Below are 22,845 nucleotides of genomic sequence, written 5' to 3'. Positions count from 1 at the left end.
GCTGAAGCCTGATGCGACAGCGCTGAACGATGTTCTTCTCACGGTAACTTCGCTCCGACTACCCGTTGATGCCAACCCGAACGGCAGGGGATGATTTATTCTTTTAATAATGACAATAACGACCGGCAGCGGCCGGCAGGCAAACACAACCCGAGAAAAATTATTGAGGATTTATGGCACACAAAGAGAAACCGCAAGGGCTACACCGAGGCCTTGAGGCCCGGCACATCGAGCTTATCGCTCTCGGGGGCACCATTGGTGTCGGCCTGTTTATGGGATCGGCCAGTACGCTGAAATGGGCCGGGCCGTCGGTACTGCTGGCTTACATCATCGCCGGGCTGTTCGTGTTCTTCATTATGCGTTCGATGGGGGAGATGCTGTTCCTCGAGCCGGTCGCCGGGTCGTTCGCCGTTTACGCGCATAAATACATGAATCCCTATTTCGGCTACCTGACCGCCTGGGGTTACTGGTTTATGTGGATCGCCGTCGGCATTTCGGAGATCACCGCCATCGGGGTGTATGTGCAGTTCTGGTTCCCGGAAATACCGCAGTGGGTCCCCGCGCTGATCGCCGTGGCGATGGTGGCGCTGGCCAACCTGGCGGCGGTGCGCCTGTACGGTGAGCTGGAGTTCTGGTTCGCCATGATCAAGGTCACCACCATCATCGTGATGATTTTGGTGGGGCTGGGGGTGATCTTCTTCGGTTTCGGCAACGGCGGTGAACCTATCGGTTTCGCCAATCTGACGGCGCACGGCGGCTTCTTTGCCGGCGGCTGGAAGGGCTTCCTGTTTGCGCTGTGCATCGTGGTGGCGTCCTATCAGGGGGTTGAGCTGGTGGGCATTACCGCCGGGGAAGCCAAAAACCCGCAGGTAACGCTGAAACGTGCGATCAACAATATCCTGTGGCGCATCCTGATCTTCTATGTCGGCGCGATCTTCGTCATCGTGACCATCTTCCCGTGGAACGGCATCGGCACTACCGGCAGCCCGTTCGTGCTGACCTTCGCCAAGATCGGCATCGTCGCCGCTGCCGGCATCATTAACTTCGTGGTACTGACCGCCGCGCTTTCCGGTTGCAACAGCGGCATGTACAGCGGCGGCCGCATGCTGTACGCCTTGGCCAAGAATCGCCAACTGCCGGCGGCGCTGACCAAGCTTTCCGCCAGCGGCGTGCCGGTCAACTGCATCGCCGTCACCATCGGCTGCCTGTTGGTGGGCTCTGCGCTGAACTACATCATCCCTAATCCGGAGCAGGTGTTCGTCTATGTCTACAGCGCCAGCGTGTTGCCGGGCATGGTGCCGTGGTTCGTGGTGCTGATAAGCCAACTCTATTTCCGCCGCGCGCACAAGGAAGCGATCAAAAACCACAGCTTTAAGTCGATCATGTTCCCGTATGTGAACTATCTGACCATCGCTTTTCTGGTTTGCGTGCTGGTCGGCATGGGAATCAACCCGGATACGCGAATTTCCCTGCTGGTCGGGGCGATTTTCTTAGCGGGCGTCAGCCTGTGCTACTTCGCTTTCGGCATGCATAAGAAACATCATCCGGCTGAAAATCGGGTAGAAACGCGGCAATAAACGGTGAAAAGGGGCTACGGAGTGCGCTTTCCTGCGCAGGAGTGAGCAAAGCGTAATCAAACGCAACATTTCTGCGAAAAAGCACTAGACAGGATTGGCGTAAATCCGTAGTATCCCCTCCCGCAACGGCGCTACGCGCCCGTAGCTCAGCTGGATAGAGCGCTGCCCTCCGGAGGCAGAGGTCTCAGGTTCGAATCCTGTCGGGCGCGCCATTAAGTTTGTGCGCAGGAGCTGCGGTGGTAATATTACCGCGTGAGTAAGAAGAAGTAGTAATGGTGGCTATAGCTCAGTTGGTAGAGCCCTGGATTGTGATTCCAGTTGTCGTGGGTTCGAGTCCCATTAGCCACCCCACTTCCTAAGCGAAGTGAAGATTTAGCAGTATTTTGTGACAGTGCGAAGGTGGCGGAATTGGTAGACGCGCTAGCTTCAGGTGTTAGTGTTCTTACGGACGTGAGGGTTCAAGTCCCTCTCTTCGCACCACGCAAAATATCTGATAAATATAAGATTTATATGGACAACGGTCTGATAAATCGGGTAGTATGAGCAACACAAATCGGCGAGTAGCGCAGCTTGGTAGCGCAACTGGTTTGGGACCAGTGGGTCGGAGGTTCGAATCCTCTCTCGCCGACCACTTTCAAAGAAACCGGCGCAAGTCGGTTTTTTTACGCCTGCAGTTTATGAGGATGAGCACCTCCGCAGGAGGTTCGAGCCTCGCGAAGCGAAACGACGTTGCTTTAGCAACGGCCCGCAGGGCACGTATCCAGGATGCGCGTAATCTTTCTCTCGCTGACCAGTTTCAAAGAAACCGACGTAAGTCGGTTTTTTTACGTCCGCTGTTTATGAGGGTAAGTCCTTCCCGCTGCGACGAAACGCATAGCGACTAACCCGTGCAGCCTTGCACGGGTTTTTGCGTATCTGAATATTGGCATTTTGTCTCAACCGGCACGTGTGTAGGTTTTCAGCGACAATGTGGTTCGACGTTGTCGCCAGTTTGAGACAAATAATCCATTGATTTTAAACATTAAAAGTAGCTTTGGCTTAAGTCGTCGTTTTGCGGCGACAGCGTCAGATCGGCCGTGGGTAAAGAGCGACAGGGGACGGCATGCTGAGAGAAAGTTAGGCGTAAATAAAAATTCAATATTTTCAATAAATTGAATGCTATTTTTTATGGCGACTTACCTGAAACTGAAAGTTGGCACGCCAAGTGCAATACTTACAACGTAGATGCTCATTCCATTTCTTATGTTCGCCTTAGGCTTCATAAACCCTGGGAATGACGCAGAGCCGATTTAGGGTGCCTATCGCCCACGAGAACGATGACTAACCCGTCATCACGCTCAGGGCAAAACGTTGAGTGAGGCACCGCCCCTGTTGTCCTAGACCTGATTGCTTCTTTATACACTTGCCATGCGGCAAGTGTTTTTTTTTTGCGCTTCAGCAAGCTAACGGGCAAAAAAAAGCGCGGCACCGAGGCCACGCTTTCTCTACCGGGCGGGCCGTTATTCGCCGCCGTTCTGCTTCAGCGTCAACATCAGTCCTTCACGCCGCATCTGCGCCGCTTCATCCGAACGATGCAGTTTCTCCAGCGTATCGGCCAGCCAGGCGTAATCGTAGGCGTCCGGACGCTGTTTCAGCGCTTCGCGGAAGGCGTCGGCCGCCTGCTGCCACTCGCCGTGCTTCATCAGCAACTGCCCCAGCGTGCTGTTCAACAGCGGCGTCGCGCCGTGCTGCTTCATCTGCTGACGCAGCGCTTTCTCAAGCTGCTCGGGGTTGCCGGACTTCAGCCGTGGCAGCAACAGCACCAGGCGCTCGTCATATTGGCGTTTCAGGCCGTCGAGCACAATCTCCTGCGCCAGTTCGTGGTCGTTACATTCGATCAGGTGCTCCACCATCGCGATTTGCAGCGGCACTTCGTGACGCGTCTTGCGGCTCTGATCTTTCCACCAGCGTTTCAGGCCTTCGCTGCCTTCGTCCGCCATCGCCTGATTCATCAGCCCGATGTAAGCCTGTTGCTGCAACGCCTGCAGCTGCTCTTCGCTGTGCAGTTCGATTTTACGCATCGACGGCAGCACTTCCAGCAGCGACGCATAGGCGCCGGTGCGCAGATAAGCTTGTTCCGCCAGGCGCAACACTTCCGGATGGCGCGGCGCCTGGTTCAGCAGGCGATCGACGCCGTGGCGCGCGGCGTGGTTCTCGCCCTGCGCCAGCTGGATGCGAACCCGGGTGATATCCACCGGCAGCTGATCGGTATCGGCGGCTTCGGCGGCCCGCTCCAGATACTGATTGGTACGGAAGTCATCGCCGCGTTGCTGCGCGGCCTCGGCGGCCAGCAGATAGTTCACCACCGGCTGTTCGGCGTGATCGGCGTTGCGCGTCATCAGCTTTTCAACCTGCTTGTAGTCGCCCTCCGCCAGTTTGATCAGCGCGGCTTTGGTTTGCTGACGCGCGCGGGTGCGCTTGCGGCCGATAAACCAACCGCGCGTGCGGGCGCCGGTACGGAAGATGCGGCGCAGGATCCACTCGATCGCCAGCAGCACCACGAACAGCAGCACCAACATGATCACCAGGCCGGTGACGCTGGTTTCAATATTGTAGTTATCGGTCTGGATCAGCACATAGCCCTGGTGCCCGGCCAACATCGGCCCGAGCACCACGCTGGCGATCACCACCAGGAACAGAAATAGCACGCGTAACATGGCTTAACCCTCCTGATGAGCGGCAGGGGACGGGGTCATCAGGTTGCGCACCCGGGTCTGCATCACTTTTTCGAGCAGCGGCTGGCTTTTCAGCTGATCCGGCACGTCCATCGAGATCGACTGCTGGCTCAGGCTGTCCAGTTCTTCAAGGAAGGCTTTGGTCGCCGGGTCGGTGGTGTCGAAATAGGCGCGCACCCAGGTTGAGACGGTTTCCAGCGACTGCTTGTAGGTCTCGTTCTGGTGACGCGGAATGGCCTGTGCGGCCACCAGCAGGCGCGAACGGATGTTTTCGCGCAGGTAGATGTCCTGATTCGGGGCTAGCAGCGGTTCGGCGCTGGTATCGCGACGGCGGATGGTGATGAAGTCGGCCATGAAATTGCGCCAGCTCTTGGCCAGGTTCTGCCGCCATTCGCCGATCGAGCCGGAGAGCTCGCTGCTGTTTTGATCCATCGGCGCTTCGTCGGTGTCGTTATCGGCCAGGCGCAGGTTATCCACCTGATTGGACAGCTGATTGACCTTGAGGATGATGCCGTCGTAATCGACCTGGGTCAGCGTAGAAAGCGTGCTGATGTCTTCGGTAATGGCGCGGCGCACGTCGAGCAGGCTCGGATCGTTCATGTCCGCCAGGCTGGCGTCGGCGCTTTTCAGCAGCGCGGCGGCGCTGGTCACGTCCTGATCGCTCCATAGCTTGCGGCCGGCCATTTTCACCAGGAAATCGGCCTGCGCCAGCAGCCAGGTTTTGGCGTCGCTGCCGGAGATGGTCGCCACTTTTTCCTGCAGCTCGCTCAGTTGGCGCGCCAGGTTCGCCTGCTCGCGATCGGCGGCGTCCAGGGTTTTACCCTGCTGTTGCAACAAGCCTTCCAGCGCATTTCTTTCCTGCTGCTGGCTCTGCTTCACGCCGTCAAGCTGCTGCTGCAGCGCCTGATTGGCGGCGATCAGCTGTTGTGCCTGCTTGTGCGTATGGTAATAACCGCCCGCGCCGAGGGCGATGACCAGCACGATAGCGATCGCGCCGAGCACCGGGCCGGTGTTCTTGCCTTTGCGGCTGGCAGCGGCTGGCTGCTGGGAGCTCTCAACCGCGGTGGTGGGTTCTTCAACCGGGGCGGCTGGGGTATTTTGTTCCGTCATAGTGGCACATCCCATAGTCAGATTATTGTAGCGCGCGGATCAGCGCGTCATTATCGGCGTTGTCAGCTACCCGAATCGTACGCCAGCCCAATTCCCGGGCGAGGGTAGCCAGGCGTTCGCTCACTACTACCAGGCGGCAACGCAGCAGCCATGAAGAACGATAGTAATCAGGAACTAAAGTATAGAGCTGTTGTAACATTTCACCGCTGGTCACCACCAGCGTATCCACACCGGCGCGCTGCCAGTGGGCGCTTTGCTCGCTGCCGTCGTAGTGCACCGGGCTGCGTTGATAGCATTCATAATAGCTGACGTCGGCGCCGCGCTCGCTCAGCGTCGACCCCAACAGTTCGCGGCCGCCGTTGCCGCGTAAAATCAGCGCGCGTTTGCCCGCCAATTTTTGCAGCGCCGGCAGCAGCAGCAGCGTTTCGCTGATCTCGCGTTCGCGCGGGTATTCCACCGGCAAACTGCTGATGCGGTGCAGCGCCAGCCCGGTGGTGCGGCCGATGGCGTAATAAGCCAGGTGAGCGGGCCAGCTCAGCCCGGCGCGGCCGATAACTGAATCGGCATAACTCACCGAATGTTGCGACAGCACGAAGACCAGATCGCCGGCGCTAAGCTGCTGCAACGCCTGCGGCAGCTTCGGCAGATCGCCGCCCGGCGCGAAGTCGATCAGCGGTGCATGATAGGCAACCCGGCCGAGTGCGCGCAGCCGGCTCACTAACAGCTCCCCCGAAGGCGATGGGCGGGTTACCAGGATCGTCATGCCGGCGGATTTCCCTGATAAACCTCGCGCAGGATCTCGCGCGCGCCGCGCGCCAGCAGCTCTTCCGCCAGCTCAATGCCCATCCGTTCGGCCTCGGCGGCCGGGCCGCGGCGTTCGCCGCGCACCATCTGGCTGCCGTCCGGCGCGCCGACCAGGGCGCGCAGCCACAGGCTGTCGCCATCCAGTTCGGCATAGCTGCCGATCGGCACCTGGCAGCCGCCTTCCAGGCGGGTGTTCATCGCCCGCTCGGCGCGCACGCGGGTTTCGGTGGCCGCATGGTTCAGCGGCGCCAGCAGCGCGCGGGTGACGCTGTCGTCGAGACGGCATTCAATGCCGACTGCACCCTGGCCGACCGCCGGCAGGCACTCTTCGGCGCTCAGCGGGCTGCGGATGCGTTGCTCCAGGCCTAAACGCTTCAAGCCGGCCACCGCCAGGATAATCGCGTCGTAGTCGCCGTTGTCCAGCTTGGCCAGGCGAGTGCCGACGTTGCCGCGCAGGTCGCGCACGATCAGATCCGGGCGGCGTTCACGCAGCTGGCACTGACGGCGCAGGCTGGAGGTGCCGACCACGCTGCCCAGCGGCAGCTGATCGAGCGAGGCGAAACGATTGGAAACAAAAGCGTCGCGCGGATCTTCGCGTTCGCAAATGGTGGTCAAACCGAGCCCGCCAGGGAAATCGACCGGCACGTCTTTCATCGAATGCACGGCAATGTCGGCGCGGCCTTCCAGCAGCGCGAGCTCGAGTTCTTTAACAAACAGGCCTTTACCGCCGACTTTCGCCAACGGCGTATCCAGAATAACGTCGCCGCGGGTGACCATCGGCACCAACTCGACCTGCAGGCCGGGATGGCAGGCCATCAGACGTTGCTGCACATAATGTGCTTGCCAAAGTGCAAGCGGGCTTTGTCGGGTGGCAATTCGAATAATTTTGTCTAACATGCTTGTTACCGTTTTTATATTTCGCCATCCATCCTACCACTGAGAGTCAATACTGTCAGTGCAAGAAGCCGGAGGCGGAAAAAGGACAACGGAATCAAAGGGACGTGTGATGTGCTTTGGGGCAGTTAACACTGCGGGTAAATCGTTTAGGGAAGCGCTACAATAATTGTGAAGCGTTACCTCCTTTACGGTCAATCAGCAAGGTGTTAAATTGATCACGTTTCCAGCAATAAGTCGCCAAATATTCTTCTTACACTAACGGCGCTCATGGAATACGGGTTTTTTTCTAAACACCGGGATAATCAGGCGAGACGTCTTGTACCTCTACATCGAGACATTGAAGCAGAGACTGGATGCGATCAATCAGCTACGCGTCGATCGCGCCCTGGCGGCTATGAAGCCCGCGTTTCAACGGGTATACAGTCTGCTGCCCACCTTACTGCACCACCACCACCCGCTGATGCCGGGTTACCTGAACGGTAACGTTCCCCACGGCATTTGCCTCTACACGCCTGATGAAACTCAACAAGATTACCTGAACGATTTAGAAGACAAATGGGGTAGCCCGTTTGACAAACCGGCCAGCGGCGAGCTGCCGATCACCGGCGTCTATTCGATGGGCAGCACCTCGTCTATTGGCCAAAGCTGCAGCTCGGATCTCGACATCTGGGTCTGTCACCAGTCCTGGCTGGACAACGAAGAACGCACCCGCCTGCAGCAAAAATGCAGCCTGCTTGAGAAGTGGGCCGCGTCGATGGGGGTGGAAGTCAGCTTCTTCCTGATCGACGAAAACCGTTTCCGCCATAATGAAAGCGGCAGCCTGGGCGGCGAAGACTGCGGCTCGACGCAGCACATCCTGTTACTGGACGAGTTCTACCGCACCGCGGTGCGCCTGGCCGGTAAACGCATCCTGTGGAACATGGTGCCGGGCGAAGAAGAAGCGCACTACGATGAATACGTGCTGTCGCTGTACGCGCAGGGCGCGCTGACGCCGAACGAGTGGCTGGATCTCGGCGGCCTGAGTTCGCTGTCGGCGGAAGAGTACTTTGGCGCCAGCCTGTGGCAACTGTATAAGAGCATCGATTCGCCTTACAAAGCGGTGCTGAAGACCCTGCTGCTGGAAGCCTATTCCTGGGAATACCCCACTACCCAACTGCTGGCGACGGACATCAAACACCGGCTGCATCAGGGCGAGATCGTCAGCTTCGGGCTCGACGCCTACTGCATGATGCTTGAGCGCGTGACCCGCTACCTGACCGACATCAACGACACCACCCGCCTCGATCTGGCCCGCCGCTGTTTTTACCTGAAAGTGTGTGAAAAACTGTCGCTGGCCAAGGCCTGCGTCGGCTGGCGGCGCGAGATCCTCAGCCAGCTGGTCAGCGAGTGGGGCTGGAGCGAAGAGCGTCTGGCGATGCTGGACAACCGCGCCAACTGGAAAATCGAGCGGGTGCGCGAAGCGCACAACGAACTGCTCGACGCGATGATGCAGAGCTACCGCAACCTGATCCGTTTCGCCCGCCGCAACAACCTCAGCGTCAGCGCCAGCCCGCAGGATATCGGCGTGCTGACCCGCAAACTGTATGCGGCGTTCGAAGCGCTGCCCGGCAAGGTGACGTTGGTGAACCCGCAGATCTCGCCGGACCTGTCGGAAAACGATTTAACCTTTATTCATGTGCCGGTTGGCCGCGCCAACCGCACCGGCTGGTACCTGTACAATCAGGCGCCGGCCATGGATTCGATCGTCAGCCATCAGCCGCTGGAATATAACCGCTACCTGAACAAGCTGGTGGCCTGGGCCTATTTCAACGGCCTGCTGACGCCGCAGACCCGCCTGCACATCAAGAGCGGCAATCTGTGTGACACCGCCAAGCTGCAGGAGCTGGTGGCCGACGTTTCCCATCACTTCCCGCTGCGCCTGCCGGCACCGACGCCGAAAGCGTTGTACAGCCCGTGCGAGATTCGCCATCTGGCGATCATCGTCAATCTGGAAAACGATCCGACCGCCGCCTTCCGCAATCAGGTGGTGCACTTCGATTTCCGCAAGCTGGACGTGTTCAGCTTCGGCCAGCAGCAGCAGTGTTTGGTGGGCAGCATCGATCTGCTGTATCGCAACTCCTGGAACGAAGTGCGTACCCTGCATTTCAGCGGCGAGCAGTCGGTGCTGGAAGCATTGAAAACCATTCTCGGCAAAATGCACCAGGACGCCGCACCGCCGGAGTCGGTGGAAGTGTTCTGCTACAGTCAGCACCTGCGCGGCCTTATTCGCACCCGCATTCAGCAACTGGTATCGGAATGCATCGAGCTGCGCCTGTCCAGCACCCGGCTGGAACCCGGCCGCTTCAAGGCGGTGCGCGTCGCCGGGCAGACCTGGGGGCTGTTCTTCGAGCGCCTGAGCGTGTCGGTGCAGAAGCTGGAGAACGCGGTAGAGTTTTACGGCGCCATCTCCAACAACAAGCTGCACGGCCTGTCTATCAAGGTGGAAACCGATCAGGTGCATCTGCCGCCGGTGGTGGACGGCTTCGCCAGCGAGGGGATCATCCAGTTCTTCTTCGAAGACACCTCAGACGACAAGGGCTTCAACATCTATATTCTGGATGAGTCGAATCGGGTGGAGGTGTATCACCACTGCGAGGGCAGCAAAGAGGAGCTGGTGCGCGACGTCAGCCGCTTCTATTCCTCGTCGCACGACCGCTTTACCTACGGCTCCAGCTTCATCAACTTCAACCTGCCGCAGTTCTATCAAATCGTGCAGCTCGACGGGCGCACGCAGGTGATCCCGTTCCGCAGCAACGTGCTGTCCAGCCTGTGCGTGACGGTGGCCGACGGCGCCGCTCAGCCGCTGAAGCAGCAGTTCCAGCTGCATTGACGCCGCAAGGGCTCGGTTGCCGAGCCCTGCTTAGCCTCAGGAAAAACTCAGTTCCTCGCCGGCCTGCGCGCTGGCTGCTTCGCTGAGCAGTTGGTAAAACGGCTGCCCGCTGCGATCGCATACCCAGACGCCGTCGCGGTAGTTGAAGTGGTAACCGCCGGCCTTGGTGGCGAGCCACACCTGGTGCAGCGGCTCCTGGCGGTTGATGACGATTTTGGTGCCGTTTTCGAAGCTCAGCGTCATCACGCCGCCATTGGTTTCGTAATCGATATCCGCATCGCCGTCAAAATCGTCCAGTGTCTCTTCAATATTCAGCATCAGCTGGTCGGCCAACTGGTGAAACTCACTGTCGTTCATATTCAATTCCTATTGCTTTTCATGATCCACCTGCGATTATAGAGACCTTGGACGCATGAATTACAGGCATTAATGCAAATGAAAAAACAACTACGCTATGCGCTGATGGCCGTTCTGGTTACCGGCCTCGCCGGCTGTGGTCTGAAAGGCCCGCTTTACTTCCCACCTGCCGACTCCGCCGGCCAAAAACCGGCCAAACCGCCGGTGCAAACGGGCGATCAGGTGCAAAAGAACCAGCAGGAGCAGTCTGGCTCTCAGCAAAAACCGTCGATGGTTGCCCAGTAACACCCGGTTTGCGGTGGCGAGCGCCGCCGCAAAATCAAGACGGATAGCGCGTCCAGATAGCGGAGTATGATATGCAGTTCTCCAAAATGCACGGTCTGGGCAACGACTTTATGGTGGTCGATGCCGTTACACAGAATGTCTATTTTTCACCTGAGCTGATCCGCCGGCTGGCCGATCGGCACCTGGGCGTCGGCTTTGACCAGATGCTGGTGGTAGAACCGCCTTACGATCCCGAGCTGGATTTTCACTACCGAATTTTTAACGCCGACGGCAGCGAAGTGGCGCAGTGCGGCAACGGCGCGCGCTGTTTCGCACGCTTTGTGCGGCTGAAAGGGCTGACCAACAAGCGCGACATCCGCGTCAGCACCCAAACCGGGCGTATGGTGCTCAGCGTCACCGACGACGATCTGGTGTGCGTCAACATGGGCGAGCCGAATTTCGATCCGCAGGCGGTGCCGTTCCGCGCCGCCAAGGCGGAAAAGACCTACATCATGCGCGCGGCGGAACATACCGTGCTGTGCGGCGTGGTGTCGATGGGCAACCCGCATTGTGTTTTGCAGGTGGATGATGTAAAAACCGCCAAGGTGGAGCTGCTTGGGCCGGTGCTGGAAGGGCACGAGCGCTTCCCGGAACGGGCCAACATCGGCTTTATGCAAGTGGTCAGCCGCGATCACATCAAGCTGCGCGTTTACGAGCGCGGCGCCGGTGAAACGCAGGCCTGCGGCAGCGGCGCCTGTGCGGCGGTGGCGGTAGGGATCCAACAGGAATTGCTGTCAGAAGAGGTGCATGTAGAACTGCCGGGCGGCAGCCTGCATATTCGCTGGAAAGGGCCGGGCAATCCGCTGTTTATGACCGGTCCGGCAACCCATGTCTATGACGGATTTATTCATCTATGAAAAGCGTAGAAGAACAGAGCGTCGCCGGCCTGGCGCTGGATGACGACGCCGTGATGCAGTACCTGCTGCAGAACCCGGATTTCTTTATTCGCAACGCGCGCCAGGTTGAGCAGATGCGCGTGCCTCACCCGGTGCGCGGCACCGTTTCGCTGGTGGAATGGCATCTGGCTCGCCAGCGCAATCACATCGAACGGCTGGAAGAAGAGATCACGCTGTTGATGGAGCAGGCCAGTGCCAACGAAGGGCTGTTCGCCAGGCTGCTGCACCTGCAGGCCGATCTGGCCACCGCCGACAGCCTGCAGGACATGCTAAACCGGCTGCAGCGCTGGGCGCGCGGCTTCGGTTTGGCCGGCGCCACGGTTCGGCTGTTCGCCGAGCGCTGGAATATCGGCGCGCCTTCCGATTTCACCCATCTGGCGCTGACGCGTTCGGCGTTCGAGCCGTTCCGCATTCAGCGGCTGGGCAGCGAACAACACTATCTCGGCAGCCTGAACGGCCCCGAGCTGCTGCTGCTGTTGCCGCAGGCCAAACAGATTGGCCAAATTGGCTCGGTGGCGCTGTCGATGTTGGGCGACGACGGCGAGCTGGGCATGGTGATCTTCAGCAGCCGCGATACGCAACATTATCAGCAGGGCATGGGCACGGTGATGCTCAATCAGCTGGCACGCATGCTGCCGGCGCTGCTGGAACGCTGGATCGAACGCGCATGACGCCGATTGCGCCCAGCCTGCAGCAGCCGGTGGACGCTTTTCTGCGTTATCTCAAGGTAGAACGGCAACTTAGCCCGCTGACGCAGCTCAGCTATTCACGCCAGCTGACGGCGCTGATGCGCCTGGCGCAGGAGATCGGCGTCACCGACTGGACGACGCTGGACGCCGCCCGGGTGCGCATGCTGGCGGCGCGCAGCAAACGCGCCGGTCTGCAGTCCGCCAGCCTGGCGCTGCGGCTCTCTTCGTTGCGTAGCTTCCTCGACTGGCTGGTCAGCCAGGGCGTGCTGCACGCCAACCCCGCCAAGGGCATCCGCACACCGCGCAGCGGCCGCCATCTGCCGAAAAACATCGACGTCGATGAAATGAACCAGCTGCTGGAGATCGATCTCAACGATCCGCTGGCGGTGCGCGATCGCGCCATGCTGGAGGTGATGTACGGCGCCGGCCTGCGCCTCTCCGAGCTGGTGGGGCTGGATTGCCGCCATGTCGATATGGCGGCCGGCGAGGTGTGGGTGATGGGGAAAGGCAGCAAAGAACGCAAACTGCCGATTGGGCGCACCGCCGTCACCTGGCTGGAACACTGGCTGGCGATGCGCGATCTGTTTGGACCGCAGGACGACGCCATGTTCCTGTCCAATCAGGGGCGACGCATCTCGACGCGCAACGTGCAAAAACGCTTCGCCGAATGGGGCGTGAAGCAGGGCGTCAACAGCCATATCCACCCGCACAAGCTGCGCCACTCCTTCGCCACCCATATGCTGGAGTCCAGCGGCGATCTGCGCGCGGTGCAGGAGCTGCTCGGCCACGCCAACCTGACCACCACGCAAATTTATACCCACCTCGACTTTCAACATCTGGCGAACGTGTACGATGCCGCGCATCCGCGCGCCAAACGGGGGAAATCCTGATGCATTTTTATCGCCCGCTGCGCCCGCTGGCGGCGCTGACTTTCGATCTGGACGACACGCTGTATGACAACCGTCCGGTGATCCGGCAAACCGAGCAGCAGTCGGTGGCCTTCCTGCAGAGCTACCACCCCGGCCTGAACGGCTTCCAGTCGGCGGATTTTCACCGCCTGCGCCAGGAACTGCGCGAGCAGGATCCGGAGATCTACCACGACGTCACCCAGTGGCGCTGGCGCGCCATTCATCTGGCGCTGAGCCGGCAGGGGCTGCGCGACGCCGAAGCGGCGATCGGGGCCGATGCGGCGATGCAGAATTTCGCGCTGTGGCGCAGCCGTATCGAGGTGCCGGAAGCGACCCATGCCACGCTGAAGGCGCTGGCGGCGCGCTACCCGCTGGTGGCGATCACCAACGGCAACGCCGATCCGGCGCAGTGCGGCCTGGACGGCTACTTCCAGTTTGTGCTGCGTTCCGGGCCGGACGGGCGTGCCAAGCCGTATCAGGACATGTATCACCTGGCCGTCGAGCGGCTGGGCGTGGCGCCCGAGCAGATCCTGCACGTGGGCGACGATCTGACCACCGACGTAGCCGGCGCGCTGCGCGCGGGGCTGCAGGCCTGTTGGATCAACGATCGGCAACGCAGCCTGATGCAGGCCGCCGACAGCCGCCTGCTGCCGCATATTGAGATTTCGCAGTTGGCATCGCTGACAGCATTGTTATAATCCCTGCCAGAACTCTGTATAAATTTCCAGTGAAAAACCCGTCGCCGGCGGGTTTTTCCTTAACCATTAGTGGTGCCTATGGACGTCTCCGATCTGCTCGACAGCCTGAATGAAAAACAACGTGAAGCCGTGGCGGCGCCGCGCAGCAACCTGTTGGTTCTGGCCGGAGCGGGCAGCGGCAAGACGCGGGTGCTGGTGCATCGCATCGCCTGGCTGCTGTCGGTGGAGAACTGCTCGCCGTATTCGATCATGGCGGTGACCTTCACCAACAAGGCGGCGGCGGAAATGCGCCACCGTATCGAACATCTGATCGGCACCAGCCAGGGCGGCATGTGGATCGGCACTTTCCACGGTCTGGCGCACCGCCTGCTGCGCGCTCATCATCTGGAAGCCAACCTGCCGCAGGATTTCCAGATCCTCGACAGCGATGACCAGCTGCGGCTGCTCAAGCGCATCATCAAGGCGCTGAACGTCGACGAGAAGCAGTGGCCGCCGCGTCAGGCGATGTGGTACATCAACGGCAAGAAAGACGAAGGCCTGCGGCCGCAGCACGTCGAGACCTACAACAACCCGGTGGAGGCCACCTGGCTGCGCATCTACCAGGCCTATCAGGAAGCCTGCGATCGCGCCGGGCTGGTGGATTTCGCCGAGCTGCTGCTGCGCGCGCACGAACTGTGGCTGAACAAGCCGCATATCCTCAACCACTACCGCGAGCGTTTCACCAACATACTGGTGGACGAATTCCAGGATACCAACAGCATCCAGTACGCCTGGATCCGCCTGCTGGCGGGCGGCAACAGCAACGTGATGATCGTCGGCGACGACGACCAGTCAATCTACGGCTGGCGCGGCGCGCAGGTGGAAAACATCCAGCGCTTCCTGAAGGATTTCCCCGGCGCGGAAACCATCCGCCTGGAGCAGAACTACCGTTCTACCAGCAACATTCTGAAAGCGGCCAACACCCTGATCGCCAACAACGACGGGCGCATGGGAAAAAACCTGTGGACCGAAGGCGGCGAAGGCGAGCCGATTTCCCTCTACTGCGCCTTCAACGAACTCGACGAAGCGCGCTTTGTGGTCAACCGCATCAAGACCTGGCAAGACAACGGCGGCGCGCTGAACGATTGCGCCATTTTGTACCGCAGCAACGCCCAGTCGCGCGTGCTGGAAGAGGCGCTGCTGCAGACGGCGATGCCGTACCGCATCTACGGCGGCCAGCGGTTCTTCGAACGTCAGGAAATCAAGGATGCGCTGGCTTACCTGCGCCTTATCTCCAACCGCAACGACGACGCGGCCTTCGAGCGCGTGGTCAACACCCCGACGCGCGGCATCGGCGATCGCACCCTCGACGTGGTACGCCAGGCGGCGCGCGATCGCCAGCTGACGCTGTGGCAGGCGACGCGCGAACTGATGCAGGACAAGGTTCTGGCCGGCCGCGCCGCGTCGGCGTTGCAGCGCTTCATCGAGCTGGTGGAGTCGCTGGCGCATGAAACCGCCGATATGCCGCTGCACGTGCAAACCGATCGGGTGATCCGCGACTCCGGGCTGTTCATCATGTATGAGCAGGAAAAGGGCGAGAAGGGACAGGCGCGCATCGAAAACCTTGAGGAACTGGTGACGGCGACGCGCCAGTTCAGCTATCAGGAAGAAGATCAGGATCTGATGCCGCTGCAGGCATTCCTGTCGCATGCGGCGCTGGAAGCGGGCGAAGGCCAGGCCGACGCCTATCAGGACGCGGTGCAGCTGATGACCCTGCACTCGGCCAAGGGGCTGGAGTTCCCGCTGGTGTTTATCGTCGGCATGGAAGAAGGCATGTTCCCGAGCCAGATGTCGCTGGACGAAGGCGGCCGTCTGGAGGAGGAGCGCCGTCTGGCCTATGTGGGCGTGACGCGCGCCATGCAGAAACTGACGCTGACCTATGCTGAAACGCGCCGTCTGTACGGCAAAGAGGTTTATCACCGGCCGTCGCGCTTTATCGGCGAATTGCCGGAGGAGTGCGTGGAAGAAGTGCGCCTGCGCGCCAGCGTATCGCGCCCGGTCAATCACCGCCGCATGGGCACGCCGATCAGCGAGAACGACACCGGTTACAAGCTGGGCCAGCGCGTGCGTCATCCCAAGTTTGGCGAAGGCACCATCGTCAATCTGGAGGGCAGCGGCGAGCACAGCCGGCTGCAGATCGCCTTCCCGGGTGAGGGCATCAAATGGCTGGTGGCGGCTTACGCGCGTTTGGAAACGGTATAACGGTATAAAGAGAGAGGCGTTGCAGGGGCCAGCCCCTGCAACCTTTCACGATCAGTGAGGGTACCGGTCGCCGACCTGTGCGGTGGCATACCAGCGCATCACCGCTTCGGTGCCTTCACCGCCTTCCTGCGGCGCCCACTGCATGCAGTCTTCTTCGGTTAGCGCCTGATACGGGCCCTGCTTCACTTCGAACACTACGCCGCCGGCATCGACCGACAGCACCGCATGCCAGGTAAAGGCCGGCATCTCCAGCACTTTGGTTTCTTCGCCGAGCAGGGTGCGCTGTGTTACGACGCCGTCATCGTTGAACTGCAGCACCACAAAGCGGCCGCGCAGCGGCGTCAGCAGCTCCCAGGTTTGCGGGTGGCGGTGCGGGCGGATATAGGTGCCGGGTTCCATGGCGATCGCCAGGCGTTGCACCGGGTCGCTCAGCTCTTCGTGTAAGGTGCGGTGCGCGCGCAGGCGGGCCACGCTGGCGGCCTGTTCGCTCATCGCGGTCAGTTCATGGGCGGTAATCTGTTTCATCATTTAAATCCGCATGCTTGTCGTACCATTAGGGTGATGTCATCTTAGCAACATTCTTGGTGGCGGTAAGCGATCGCCGCGACTTTTTCAGTACGGTTTAAGCCCCATTTCTGCTATTGATCATCGTGATGATTTGTTGCGCAATTATCCCGCCTAACGTGTTGACAGGCTTTTTCTTCTCGGCGTAACATGCGCGCACTATTATCATTGAGGACAGACGCCTTGGACACACCCAGTAGATACTGGCTCACTGACCTGCGCCGCAGGTATAACTTCTAAGGCTCTCCGTTTTTGCTGATAGCCTTCGTGGTTGTCGGCGACCCCGCAAAGTGTCGCTATGAGTCAGATCTCTTCATGGTCTGAAACAAATCGGTGATACGCATCTCCCTCTGTTTCTGTGCTTCAACGCGTTGTCCGCACCCGTTACCTTCACGGAGTTTTGGCACATGCTGAGCGCTTTTAAATTAGATAACCGCCGCTTGTCCCGTCTGGAACTGGACGACTCAGATGATCTCACGTCATCGCTGTGGGTTGATCTGGTCGAGCCGGAAGAGGGCGAGCGTGAGCGCGTGCAGAATGAGCTGGGACAAAGCCTGGCGACGCGTCCTGAACTGGACGACATCGAAGCCTCCGCCCGTTTCTTCGAAGACGAAGACGGTCTGCATATCCACTCCTTCTTCTACTTTGAAGATGCGGAAGATCACGCCGGCAACTCCACGGTGGCGTTCACCATCCGCGACGGGCGTCTGTATACCCTGCGCGAGCGCGAACTGCCGGCGTTCCGCCTGTACCGCATGCGCGCCCGCAACCAGACGATGCTCGAAGGCAACGCTTACGAACTGCTGCTGGATCTGTTCGAGACCAAGATTGAACAGCTGGCGGACGAGATAGAGAATATCTACAGCGATCTGGAACAGCTCAGCCGGGTGATCATGGAAGGGCATCAGGGCGACGAATACGACGCCGCGCTGTCGACGCTGGCGGAGCTGGAAGATATCGGCTGGAAGGTGCGTTTGTGCCTGATGGATACCCAGCGCGCGCTCAACTTCCTGGTGCGCAAGGCGCGTTTGCCAACCGGCCAACTGGAGCAGGCGCGTGAAGTGCTGCGCGACATCGAATCCCTGCTGCCGCACAACGAATCGCTGTTCCAGAAGGTGAACTTCCTGATGCAGGCGGCGATGGGCTTCATCAACATCGAACAGAACCGCATCATCAAGATCTTCTCGGTGGTGTCGGTGGTGTTCCTGCCGCCTACGCTGGTGGCTTCCAGCTACGGCATGAACTTTGAATTCATGCCGGAACTGAAATGGTCGTTCGGCTACCCGGGCGCCATCACGCTGATGATCCTGGCGGGCCTAGCCCCTTACCTGTACTTCAAGCGCAAGAACTGGCTGTAACCCGGCGGCGCCGGGCTCAGCGCAGCTTGCGCTGGGTATAGAGCGCGTCGAGGGTGAACAGGATCAGCGCCGCCCAGATAAAGCCGAAGGTCACCAGCTTGTCCTGGCCGACGGTCTCGCCGTAGAAGGTGACCGCGAGCAGGAACATCAGCGTCGGGCCGAGATACTGGAAGAAACCGAGTGTCGACAGGCGCAGCCGGGTAGCCGCCGCGGTGAAGCACAGCAGCGGCACGGTGGTGACGATGCCGGCGGCGACCAGCAGCAGGTTCAGCGACCACGGGTTGGCGCTCAGGTGGCTGGTGGGGCTGTCGGCGAACAGGAACAGATAGGCCGCCGCTACCGGCAACAGCCATAGCGTTTCAATCAGCATGCCGGTCTGCGCGTCGATGGCGATTTTCTTGCGCAGCAGGCCGTAGAAGGCGAAGCTGAACGCCAGCCCCAGACCGATGATCGGCAACGACCCGAACTGCCAGAGCTGCACCAGCACCCCGGTGAACGCCAGCGCCACCGCCACCCACTGCATGCGGCGGAAACGTTCGCCGAGAAACAGCATCCCCAACAGCACGTTAACCAGCGGGTTGATGAAGTAGCCCAGGCTGGCTTCCAGCATATGGTGATTGTTCACCGCCCAGATGAACAGCAGCCAGTTGCCGCCGATCAACAGCGCGGTGACCGCCAGCAACAGCAGCCGTTTGCGATTTTGGCAGGCGGCGCGCACTTTAGGCCAGTTGCGGCCCAGCGTGATCAGCGCCAGCATGAAGAAAAACGACCAGATGATCCGGTGGGTGAGGATCTCATCCGCGGACACTTGCTGGATCAGTTTGAAATAAGCCGGGGCGATGCCCCACATAAAATAGGCGGCCAGGGCAAAGAAAATGCCCTGACGCGTTTGCTTTGCGTCCATGACGTCACTCTGGTGGGGAACTTAAGATGCGGTGAGTGTACTGAAGACGCTCACCGCACACAATCATCAGCCGACCAGGTAGGTGGCGGTGGCGGTCGCGATATGCAGGCCGTCGTGGTTATGCAGTTCTACGCGCGCGACGGCGACTTTGTTGCCACTGCGCAGCACGCTGGCGGAGGCGACGAAGTGCTCGCCGCGGCCGGGGCGCAGGTAGTCGACGCGCAGGTCGATGGTGCCCATGCGCGACAGCTTGGCGGCGATCTCCTCTTCGACTAGCGGCTCCAGGCGCGTCAGCACGCCGCCGGCGCAGGCTAGCCCGGCGGCGACGTCAAGCACCGCGGCGATCACGCCGCCGTGCAGAATTTCCTGCGCGGCATTGCCGACCAGCTTGCGCTGGTTGGTGAAGCTCAGCTCGACGTAGTCATCGTCGAAGCGGCGCAGCTCCAGGCCAAGCTCGCGGTTGAACGGCATGTGGTAGACAAAAATTTCGCCGATCTTGCGGCGGGCGGCTTCCAGGGTCAGTGGTGTTGTCGACATAGCGGGTTTCCGTTTTTCTTTTGCGTTTTAAGGGAGCTAACTGGTCAGTCCAGGTTAATGGAATGTTGATTTTATGCTTAACCTTTGTTGCTTGCCAGCCCGTTTAGGCAAAAGAGTCACGCGCGCGTTGGTGTCATGCTGAACGATATTGTGTAATCATACCCGGTGAGTGTGTACCGATGAAAAAATGGGGAAGTGTGTGTCAACCGCAGCAGTGATTAACAGAGAGTTGCTGGCCGAGCAGGTATTGCGCGATACCTTCGGCTACCAGCAATTCCGTCCGGGGCAGCAAACGATTATCAATGCCGCGATCGGCGGGCAGGATTGCCTGGTGGTGATGCCGACCGGCGGCGGCAAGTCGTTGTGTTACCAAATCCCTGCGCTGGTGATGGACGGCCTGACGCTGGTCGTTTCTCCGCTGATCTCGCTGATGAAGGATCAGGTCGACCAACTGTTGGCCTACGGCGTTTCCGCCGCCTGCTACAACTCGACGCAAACCCGCGAGGAGCAGCTGGACGTCATGGCCGGCTGCCGCAACGGCACCATCAAGATGCTGTACATCGCGCCGGAGCGGCTGATGATGGAAAGCTTCCTCAACCTGCTCGATCACTGCCCGCCGGCGATGCTGGCGGTGGATGAGGCGCACTGCATCTCCCAATGGGGCCACGATTTCCGGCCGGAATACCGCGCGCTGGGTCAGCTGAAACAGCGCTTCCCGTCGATGCCGGTGATCGCGTTGACCGCCACTGCCGATGAAGCCACGCGCGGCGATATCGTGCGTCTGCTGTCGCTGCAGGATCCGCTGGTGCAGGTCAGCAGCTTCGACCGGCCGAACATTCGCTACACGCTGGTGGAAAAATTCAAACCGCTCGATCAGCTGTGGCGCTTCGTGCAGGATCAGCGCGGCAAGAGCGGCATTATCTATTGCAACAGCCGCGCCAAGGTGGAAGACACCGCCGCGCGCCTGCAAAGCCGTGGCCTGAGCGTCGGCGCTTACCACGCGGGGCTGGACAACGATCGCCGCGCCCAGGTGCAGGAAGCGTTCCAGCGTGACGATCTGCAGGTGGTGGTGGCCACCGTCGCCTTCGGCATGGGCATCAACAAACCCAACGTGCGTTTCGTGGTGCATTTCGACATCCCGCGCAATATCGAATCCTATTATCAGGAGACCGGCCGCGCCGGGCGCGACGGCCTGCCGGCCGAAGCCATCCTGCTGTACGATCCGGCCGACATGGCCTGGCTGCGCCGCTGTCTGGAGGAGAAACCCGCCGGGCAACAGCTGGACATCGAGCGTCACAAGCTGAACGCCATGGGCGCTTTCGCCGAGGCGCAAACCTGCCGTCGCCTGGTGCTGCTCAACTACTTCGGCGAAGGCAAGCACGAAAACTGCGGCAACTGCGATATCTGCCTCGATCCGCCCAAGCGCTACGACGGGCTGGAGGACGCGCGCAAGGCGCTGTCTTGCGTGTACCGCGTCGGCCAGCGCTTTGGCCTCGGGTACATCGTGGAAGTGCTGCGCGGCTCCAACAACCAACGCATTCGCGAATACGGTCACGACAAGCTGCCGGTGTACGGCATCGGCCGCGATCAGACCACCGAACACTGGACCAGCGTGCTGCGTCAGCTGATCCACCTGGGCTTTATCACCCAGAACATCGCCATGCACTCGGCGCTGCAATTGACCGAGGCGGCGCGTCCGGTGTTGCGCGGCGAGGTGGCGCTGCAGCTGGCGGTGCCGCGCATTCAGAGCCTGAAGTCGCGCAGCAGCGCCAACCAGAAATCCTACGGCGGCAATTACGATCGCAAGCTGTTCGCCAAGCTGCGCAAACTGCGCAAGTCGATCGCCGACGAAGAAAACATTCCACCCTACGTGGTGTTCAACGACGCCACGCTGCTGGAAATGGCCGAACAGATGCCGATCAAGGCCGGCGATCTGCTGAGCGTCAACGGCGTGGGGCAGCGCAAACTGGAGCGTTTCGGCGCGCCCTTTATGGCGATGATCCGCGACCATCTCGACAATGACGAAGACTGAGGGCGATAAATCATGCTGATGCTATTTCTCACCGTGGCGCTGGTGCATCTGATTGCGCTGATGAGCCCGGGGCCGGACTTCTTTTTCGTGTCGCAGACCGCCGCCAGCCGCTCGCGCCGCGAGGCGATGATGGGCGTGGTCGGCATTTCGCTCGGCATCGTGGTATGGGCCGGCGTGGCGTTGATGGGGTTGCATCTGATCCTGCAGAAGATGGCCTGGCTGCATCAGATCATCATGGTCGGCGGCGGCATTTACCTGTGCTGGATGGGGTGGCAACTGCTGCGTTCCGCGCGGGCGCAGCAAGCTCCGCCGGCGGCAGAGGCCCAGGTGGCGTTGCCGAAGGCCGGGCGCAGCTTTATTCGCGGCTTCTTGACCAACCTGTCCAACCCGAAAGCGGTGATCTATTTCGGCAGCGTGTTCTCGCTGTTCGTCGGCGACAGCGTCGGCGCCGGGGCGCGCTGGGGGCTGTTCTTGCTGATCGTCGCCGAGACCTTCGTCTGGTTCAGCCTGGTGGCGGTGGTGTTCGCGCTGCCGGCGATGCGCCGCGGTTATCAGCGGTTGGCCAAGTGGATAGACGGAGCGGCGGGCGTGCTGTTTACCGGCTTCGGGTTACACCTGATCTTTACCCGCTAACCGGCAGTGAAATGCCCAAGGCCGAGCAGCGATGCCCGGCCTTTTTTGTCAGGCTTTGCGGGCGGTCGCCAGCAGCCCCGCCACCAAAATGAACAGCGACCCGAACACCCGGTTGAGCAGCTGCATTTGACGCGGAGTCTTCAGCCAGCCGGCGATGCGCGTCGCCAGGGTGGCGTAACCGATCATCACCAGAATATCCACCACCACGGTGGTGACGCCGAGCACCAGATACTGTTCGGCCTGCGGCTGATGGGGCAAGATGAACTGCGGGAACAGCGCGGCGAGGAACACGATGCTTTTCGGGTTGGTCAGGTTGACCAGCACCGCGCGGCGGAACAGGCGGCGGCGCGGCATGCTGCCCGCCAGCGCATGCAGATCCAGCGCGCCGGCGGCGCGCCATTGTTGGATGCCGAGCCACACCAGGTAGGCGGCGCCCAGCCATTTCAGCAGCTCGAACGCCAGCAGCGATTGAGAAATCAGCGCGCCGAGGCCGATGCCCACCAGCACGATGTGCGCGCTCAGCCCGACCTGCAGCCCGGCGATCGACGCGGCGGCGCCGCGATAGCCGTGGCTGATGCCGGTGCTCATGGTGTTGATGGCGCCTGAGCCGGGGGACAGGCTGAGGATAAGCGTGGTCAGCAGATAGGTTAACCACCAGTCCAAGGTCATGGTTCTCGGCTCCCTGAAAGTGTCGTTTTGTGCCACAATGCGCCTAGGCGGCGCCGTTTTTTGT

20 protein-coding genes, 4 tRNA genes and 1 other RNA gene are annotated in these 22,845 nt (G+C 60.5%); 16 read left to right on the top strand and 9 right to left on the bottom strand.

Annotation, left to right across the window (positions count from 1 at the left end; all coding sequences use genetic code 11):
* The first annotated feature begins 173 nt into the window (after nt 1-173).
* The 6 genes from J9788_RS17500 to J9788_RS17475 all read left to right on the top strand — a co-directional run bounded on the left by J9788_RS17500 (nt 174) and on the right by J9788_RS17475 (nt 2,369).
* A complete protein-coding gene (locus J9788_RS17500) occupies nt 174-1,577 on the top strand; it encodes an amino acid permease (RefSeq protein WP_004934226.1) in 1,404 nt (467 codons plus the stop codon).
* A gap of 135 nt (nt 1,578-1,712) precedes the next feature.
* Nucleotides 1,713-1,789: transfer RNA gene (locus J9788_RS17495), tRNA-Arg, on the top strand.
* 63 nt (nt 1,790-1,852) lie between these two features.
* Nucleotides 1,853-1,928, top strand: a tRNA-His gene (locus tag J9788_RS17490).
* Nucleotides 1,929-1,970: 42 nt separating this feature from the next.
* A tRNA-Leu gene (locus J9788_RS17485) sits at nt 1,971-2,057 on the top strand.
* A 74-nt stretch (nt 2,058-2,131) separates the two neighbouring features.
* A tRNA-Pro gene (locus J9788_RS17480) sits at nt 2,132-2,208 on the top strand.
* A gap of 34 nt (nt 2,209-2,242) precedes the next feature.
* A non-coding RNA gene (locus J9788_RS17475) (RtT sRNA) lies at nt 2,243-2,369 on the top strand.
* Nucleotides 2,370-3,076: 707 nt separating this feature from the next.
* Here the strand turns inward: J9788_RS17475 and hemY are convergent.
* From hemY to hemC, 4 genes are read right to left on the bottom strand one after another with little or no spacing between them, the layout of a single operon-like run.
* On the bottom strand, nt 3,077-4,273 hold the full coding sequence (gene hemY / locus J9788_RS17470; RefSeq protein WP_033645031.1) for a protoheme IX biogenesis protein HemY: 1,197 nt from the start codon (nt 4,271-4,273) through the stop codon (nt 3,077-3,079).
* Nucleotides 4,274-4,276: 3 nt separating this feature from the next.
* Complete coding sequence (gene hemX / locus J9788_RS17465; protein WP_046898830.1) at nt 4,277-5,401, bottom strand: uroporphyrinogen-III C-methyltransferase; 1,125 nt, start codon at nt 5,399-5,401, stop codon at nt 4,277-4,279.
* A 22-nt stretch (nt 5,402-5,423) separates the two neighbouring features.
* Nucleotides 5,424-6,164 carry a uroporphyrinogen-III synthase gene (gene hemD / locus J9788_RS17460; RefSeq protein ID WP_033645028.1) on the bottom strand — a complete coding sequence of 247 codons (741 nt, stop codon included), beginning with the start codon at nt 6,162-6,164 and terminating at the stop codon, nt 5,424-5,426.
* A complete protein-coding gene (gene hemC / locus J9788_RS17455; RefSeq protein ID WP_182265650.1) occupies nt 6,161-7,102 on the bottom strand; it encodes a hydroxymethylbilane synthase in 942 nt (313 codons plus the stop codon). The genes hemD and hemC overlap by 4 nt, the downstream gene beginning before the upstream one ends.
* A gap of 316 nt (nt 7,103-7,418) precedes the next feature.
* Between hemC and J9788_RS17450 the strand changes: the two genes are divergently transcribed.
* Nucleotides 7,419-9,971 (top strand): class I adenylate cyclase, encoded by a 2,553-nt coding sequence (locus tag J9788_RS17450; protein WP_046898832.1) that lies wholly within the window; start codon nt 7,419-7,421, stop codon nt 9,969-9,971.
* Between the two features lie 36 nt (nt 9,972-10,007).
* Here J9788_RS17450 and cyaY read toward each other — a convergent pair whose 3' ends face one another.
* Nucleotides 10,008-10,328 carry an iron donor protein CyaY gene (gene cyaY, locus J9788_RS17445; RefSeq protein ID WP_033645025.1) on the bottom strand — a complete coding sequence of 107 codons (321 nt, stop codon included), beginning with the start codon at nt 10,326-10,328 and terminating at the stop codon, nt 10,008-10,010.
* Nucleotides 10,329-10,406: 78 nt separating this feature from the next.
* Here cyaY and J9788_RS17440 point away from each other — a divergent pair, with 78 nt between their 5' ends.
* The 6 genes from J9788_RS17440 (at nt 10,407) to uvrD (ending at nt 16,084) form a co-directional block, all read left to right on the top strand.
* A complete protein-coding gene (locus J9788_RS17440; protein ID WP_080273427.1) occupies nt 10,407-10,613 on the top strand; it encodes a lipoprotein in 207 nt (68 codons plus the stop codon).
* Between the two features lie 71 nt (nt 10,614-10,684).
* Complete coding sequence (gene dapF, locus J9788_RS17435; protein ID WP_004934244.1) at nt 10,685-11,509, top strand: diaminopimelate epimerase; 825 nt, start codon at nt 10,685-10,687, stop codon at nt 11,507-11,509.
* Nucleotides 11,506-12,219: a DUF484 domain-containing protein gene (locus tag J9788_RS17430; protein WP_033645022.1), complete on the top strand. Its 714-nt coding sequence runs from the start codon at nt 11,506-11,508 to the stop codon at nt 12,217-12,219. Before dapF ends, J9788_RS17430 begins: the two co-directional genes overlap by 4 nt.
* Nucleotides 12,216-13,127: a tyrosine recombinase XerC gene (gene xerC, locus J9788_RS17425; RefSeq protein ID WP_033645020.1), complete on the top strand. Its 912-nt coding sequence runs from the start codon at nt 12,216-12,218 to the stop codon at nt 13,125-13,127. The genes J9788_RS17430 and xerC overlap by 4 nt, the downstream gene beginning before the upstream one ends.
* Entirely contained in the window at nt 13,127-13,843 is a 717-nt protein-coding gene (gene yigB, locus J9788_RS17420) for a 5-amino-6-(5-phospho-D-ribitylamino)uracil phosphatase YigB (RefSeq protein ID WP_033636653.1), read from the top strand. The genes xerC and yigB overlap by 1 nt, the downstream gene beginning before the upstream one ends.
* 78 nt (nt 13,844-13,921) lie before the next feature.
* The gene (gene uvrD, locus J9788_RS17415) at nt 13,922-16,084 is read left to right on the top strand and encodes a DNA helicase II (protein ID WP_046898834.1); all 2,163 of its coding nucleotides are present in this window, start codon (nt 13,922-13,924) and stop codon (nt 16,082-16,084) included.
* Between the two features lie 51 nt (nt 16,085-16,135).
* Here uvrD and J9788_RS17410 read toward each other — a convergent pair whose 3' ends face one another.
* Nucleotides 16,136-16,609: a WbuC family cupin fold metalloprotein gene (locus J9788_RS17410; protein WP_025160392.1), complete on the bottom strand. Its 474-nt coding sequence runs from the start codon at nt 16,607-16,609 to the stop codon at nt 16,136-16,138.
* Between the two features lie 446 nt (nt 16,610-17,055).
* On the opposite strand from J9788_RS17410, the gene corA reads away from it, so the two are divergent.
* On the top strand, nt 17,056-18,006 hold the full coding sequence (corA, locus tag J9788_RS17405) for a magnesium/cobalt transporter CorA (protein WP_004934262.1): 951 nt from the start codon (nt 17,056-17,058) through the stop codon (nt 18,004-18,006).
* Between the two features lie 16 nt (nt 18,007-18,022).
* Here corA and rarD read toward each other — a convergent pair whose 3' ends face one another.
* Nucleotides 18,023-18,910 carry an EamA family transporter RarD gene (gene rarD / locus J9788_RS17400; RefSeq protein ID WP_033645018.1) on the bottom strand — a complete coding sequence of 296 codons (888 nt, stop codon included), beginning with the start codon at nt 18,908-18,910 and terminating at the stop codon, nt 18,023-18,025.
* 66 nt (nt 18,911-18,976) lie between these two features.
* Nucleotides 18,977-19,447, bottom strand: a complete 471-nt coding sequence (locus J9788_RS17395) for a thioesterase family protein (protein WP_033645017.1) — start codon at nt 19,445-19,447, stop codon at nt 18,977-18,979.
* 199 nt (nt 19,448-19,646) lie between these two features.
* Here J9788_RS17395 and recQ point away from each other — a divergent pair, with 199 nt between their 5' ends.
* Together recQ and rhtC are read left to right on the top strand one after the other, a co-directional pair.
* A complete protein-coding gene (recQ, locus tag J9788_RS17390) occupies nt 19,647-21,479 on the top strand; it encodes an ATP-dependent DNA helicase RecQ (protein WP_046688049.1) in 1,833 nt (610 codons plus the stop codon).
* A gap of 12 nt (nt 21,480-21,491) precedes the next feature.
* On the top strand, nt 21,492-22,112 hold the full coding sequence (gene rhtC, locus J9788_RS17385; protein WP_046898835.1) for a threonine export protein RhtC: 621 nt from the start codon (nt 21,492-21,494) through the stop codon (nt 22,110-22,112).
* A gap of 48 nt (nt 22,113-22,160) precedes the next feature.
* Here the strand turns inward: rhtC and rhtB are convergent, their stop codons facing one another.
* Nucleotides 22,161-22,781, bottom strand: a complete 621-nt coding sequence (rhtB, locus tag J9788_RS17380; protein ID WP_033645013.1) for a homoserine/homoserine lactone efflux protein — start codon at nt 22,779-22,781, stop codon at nt 22,161-22,163.
* Between the last annotated feature and the right edge of the window lie 64 nt (nt 22,782-22,845).

It is taken from the genome of Serratia sp. X10, assembly GCF_017811775.1.
GTDB lineage: Bacteria > Pseudomonadota > Gammaproteobacteria > Enterobacterales > Enterobacteriaceae > Serratia > Serratia ureilytica.
Note: the sequence above shows the minus strand (reverse complement) of the source record. Positions and strands in the feature narration are given on the sequence as shown.